The organism is Borrelia crocidurae, from assembly GCF_000825665.2.
Classification (GTDB): Bacteria; Spirochaetota; Spirochaetia; order Borreliales; family Borreliaceae; genus Borrelia; species Borrelia duttonii.
The window spans coordinates 107265-111377 of sequence record NZ_LN609267.1 but is presented as its reverse complement, the minus strand read 5'-3'; the positions used below and the strand labels follow the sequence as shown (position 1 = coordinate 111377).

4 protein-coding genes are annotated in these 4113 nt (G+C 28.6%); all 4 read left to right on the top strand.

What is annotated here, in order from left to right:
• The first annotated feature begins 67 nt into the window (after nucleotides 1-67).
• The 4 genes from BN1173_RS00575 (at nucleotide 68) to BN1173_RS00560 (ending at nucleotide 4067) form a co-directional block, all read left to right on the top strand.
• On the top strand, nucleotides 68-1261 hold the full coding sequence (locus BN1173_RS00575) for a thiolase family protein (RefSeq protein ID WP_014696014.1): 1194 nt from the start codon (nucleotides 68-70) through the stop codon (nucleotides 1259-1261).
• Between the two features lie 90 nt (nucleotides 1262-1351).
• Nucleotides 1352-2362: a peptidylprolyl isomerase gene (locus tag BN1173_RS00570; protein WP_014696013.1), complete on the top strand. Its 1011-nt coding sequence runs from the start codon at nucleotides 1352-1354 to the stop codon at nucleotides 2360-2362.
• Between the two features lie 24 nt (nucleotides 2363-2386).
• Entirely contained in the window at nucleotides 2387-2821 is a 435-nt protein-coding gene (gene nusB, locus BN1173_RS00565) for a transcription antitermination factor NusB (protein ID WP_014696012.1), read from the top strand.
• Nucleotides 2808-4067, top strand: coding sequence for a tetratricopeptide repeat protein (locus BN1173_RS00560; RefSeq protein WP_246040016.1), 1260 nt, complete (start codon nucleotides 2808-2810; stop codon nucleotides 4065-4067). The genes nusB and BN1173_RS00560 overlap by 14 nt, the downstream gene beginning before the upstream one ends.
• Nucleotides 4068-4113 lie beyond the last annotated feature (46 nt).

Genomic DNA, 4113 nt, shown 5'->3' with positions numbered 1-4113 from the left:
AATATATTGTGTCAAATTGTGGTTTGCTTATTAATAGTTAAGTTATTGTTATTGTTTGGAGTGATTTATGAAAAAAATAGCGATTATTGGTGGCCTTAGATCTCCTATTACTAGGTTTGGCGGAACATTAAAGGGAATGAATATTGTTGATGTGTCTGCTGATATTGTTAAGGTTTTGCTTGAAAGGAATAGTATTGATAAAGTAGATGAAGTTATTGTTGGAAATGTAATCTCATCGGGACTTGGTCAAAATATTGCCAGACAGATTACTTTGAAAGCTGGTTTAGGAGAAGCTATTCCCGCTTTTAGCGTAAATAAAGTGTGTGGTTCGGGGCTTAAGTCTTTGGAACTTGCATTTAATTCTATATCTCTTGGTGAGAGTGAGGTTATTGTTGCAGGTGGAGTAGAAGATTTGAGTAATGCACCTTATTTATTACCAAGAAATGTCAGATTTGATGGTTTAAAATTTGGAGACTTTAAAATAGAAGATTCAATATATAAAGATGCTTTAGTTGATACTCCAAGTTCTACTGTTATGGGTATTACAGCAGAGAATTTAGCAGAAATGTATGAAATTACAAGAGAAATGCAAGATCAATTTGCATATAATTCTCATATGAAGGCAAAAGTTGCAAGGGATAGTGGGTATTTTAATGATGAGATATATCCTCTATCGATTTTTGATAAAAAGACAAAACTTAAAAATGTTGTGTCTAGTGATGAAGAAATACGTGATAATTTAAGTTTAGAAAAGCTTGCTTCTTTAAAACCTATCTTTAAAGAAAATGGGACTATTACTGCTGGCAATTCTTCTAGTTTAGATGATGGAGCTTGTTTTTTAATATTGGCAAGTGAAGATTTTGTTCATAAAATGAATGTAAAACCTTTGGCTTATATTGGTGGTTTTAAAAGTGTAGGGTTAAATCCTTTGCATATGGGATTTGGAGCTTTTCTTGCTATTGAGGGCATTATAGAAAAGTTTAATTTAAATTCAAATGAAATTGATTTTATTGAAACAAATGAAGCTTTTGCAGCACAATCTTTGAGTGTTCTTAAAGCTTTACGTGAAAAGTATGGTATTAAGGATGATATTGTTAATGTTAATGGAGGAGCTATTGCATTGGGTCATCCATTTTCAGTTAGTGGTTCAAGGATTTTATTAACTCTTGCACGTCTTATGAGTATGAATAATAAGTCAAAAGGAATTGCTTCTCTTTGTATTGGGGGTGGTCAAGGTATAGCAGCCTTTTTATATAGATAGATAATATTGTTTTGAAACTAGATTTAAGTTTAATGTTTTGTTAAAATTTTATGAAGCGATTTAGTTTAATTTGATATAAGGGTAATTTTTATGGGTAATTTTTTGTGTTTTTTGTTATTTTGTGTTTTAGGAATAACTTCTTTTGCTCAAAATACTCCTGTTGTCATTATTAATTTGCATAGTAATGAAATTATTACTAAAACAGAGTTTGAGTCTAAAGTTAATACATTGAAAAAAACACAAGGTAGAGATTTAAGTAATATTGAAAAAAAGCAAGTTTTACAGGTTTTAATTGCTGATGTACTTTTTGGTCAGGAAGCTTTAAAACAGGGAATTAAAGTTTCAGATGATGAAGTTATGCAAACAATTAGATCTCAGTTTGGACTTGCAAGTCTTACCGATGAACAAATTAAGCAGATGATAGAAAGTCAAGGTACAAATTGGAATGAGCTTTTAGCTTCGATGAAAAGATCTCTTGCTGCGCAAAAATTAGTTCTAAAAATTGCTCAGCCTAAGTTTTCAGAGATAAAAGCTCCAAGTGAAAAAGAAGTAATTGAATATTATGAGGCTAATAAAACTAAATTTGTGAATCCTGATATAGCGAGAATTAGTCATGTTTTCTTTTCGTCAAAAGATAAAAAAAGGTCAGAGGTTCTTGAGCAGGCAAAAGATATTGCAAAGCAAATAAAATCTAGTAAGATTACTTTTGAAGAGGCTGTGAGAAAATATTCAAATGATGAAGGTTCTAAGGTTAAAAATGGTGATCTTGGATTTTTGGCAAGGGGTGATCAAAGTGCTCAAAATGTTCTTGGTGCAGACTTTATTAAAGAGGTTTTTGTGCTTAAAAAGGGAAATGTTTCTAATCCAATATCATCAAAGGAAGGTTTTCATATAGTGAAAGTTACTGAAATGTATTCTCAAAAATTTTTAGGTCTTCAAGATAAGATATCTCCTAATGTTAATATGACTGTAAAGGATGCTATTAAAAATAATATGATTAATGTTCATCAACAGCAAATTGTTGCTAAAATACAACAAGAAATTTATGATAAACTCAATAAGTCTGCTAGTATACAAATTTTGGATTCTAGTCTAAAATGAAGATGATATATTTATATATTGGTTATGGATTTGAGACATAAGGCTAGGGTTTTAGCTTTTCAAAAAATTTACAGTATTGATGTTAACTGTAAGGCAAAGGATAATATTTTTGATATTTTTAGTTTTGAAGAGAATGGGATAGATTTAGATGGAGATTTAAAGTTATTTTATTCTGTTCTAGTTAATGGTACTTATGATAATTTAGAGTCTATTGACAAATTAATTAGTGGTATTTCACTTAATTGGCGTTTGGATCGTATGGATAAGGTTGATCTTGCTATATTAAGAATGAGTGTATATTCACTTAAGTTTCAAAATTTAGATGTTCCTAAAAGGGTTATAATAGATGAGGCTATTTTGATTGCTAAAAAATATGGCAATAAAAATTCTGATAAGTTTGTCAATGGTATACTTGATGCTTTGTTAAAAGATATGGAGAGTTCTTTTGAAAACAAATAGGTTATTGTTATTTTTTATTTTGTTTTTAATCTTTTTTGTATCAATTTTTGTTTATTTGAGCTTAAATCCATATGTTTTGTATATATTAAAGGGAGAAAGGGATTTTAATGAGGTTATTATAGAAATTGATGATTATATTTCAAGTGGGAATTTAGATAGTGCAGAGAAAGCAATTAAATTTTATTCTTATTATGCAGATACTGAATATAAGTGGCTTTCTCTTGTTAAGAGAGCAAAGCTTTATTCTGATAAAATCAATCATTATGTGTTGATGAGAAATATTCTAGATTTGAGTGTTAAAAGTTTGCCAGGGAATTTAAAGCTTAGAGCACTTGAAGTATATTCAAAACTTAAAGTAGGAGCTGTTTTAGAAGCTTATGATGTTGCTAAGCAGTATTTATTGGGATATAAAGAATATAAATATTTATGTGATGAGGCTTTTATTAAAAGTTTGATTTTAAATTATGATGTCAAAGACATAAAGAGTTTTTTAATTAAAATGGAGCAAGAAAGAGATGCTCTTGCTTTTGAGACTATAGGATTCAATCTTCAAAATAATGCGTTTTTAATTAATGCAATGCTTTTGTATATAGATAAAAAAGATTTTGATGCTGCTAGGAGAATACTCTTAAAAATAAAAGAAGATAAGGATTTTGCTAAAGAACTTGCTTATATTTCTTACGGTCTTGATAATTTGGATTTTACTATTGCCAATCTTAAACTTCTTAGTGATAATAGTGAACCTAGTTTAATGTTTTTGTTAGCAGATGCTTATTTGAAGAAGGGAGATATTAATAATGCTAAGAGTGAATATTTGAAACTTTATACAGATTTTCCTGATTATAGTATGATGATATATCTTGGGTTGGCATTTATTGCAAAGAAAGAAAATGATTTAAAGCGTGCCATTACTTACCTGAATAAGGCCAATGAAAAATTTAAAGGAAATGAAATGATGAATTATTATTTGGCTAGTATGTATTTTGAAATCAATGATTACTTTAATGCAAATGAGATTGTAAAAAGATATAAAGATAATCCCTTGTTCTTTAAACTTTATTTTATTTTAAATTATTCAAATTTAAAATATGAAGCTAAAAAGTCTTTTTTATGGCGTTTGTTTTATAGATCAAACTATAGTAGTGATATTGCACAATTTTTGGCTTGGAATTTACTTCTTTATTCTGATTTAAAGGATTTAGATTTGTTCTTTAATGTTTATAATCCTGTTGATGAAATACTATGATTGGTTTTCAGCTTTTTATAAATTTTAGTGTATTTGTATCTCATAC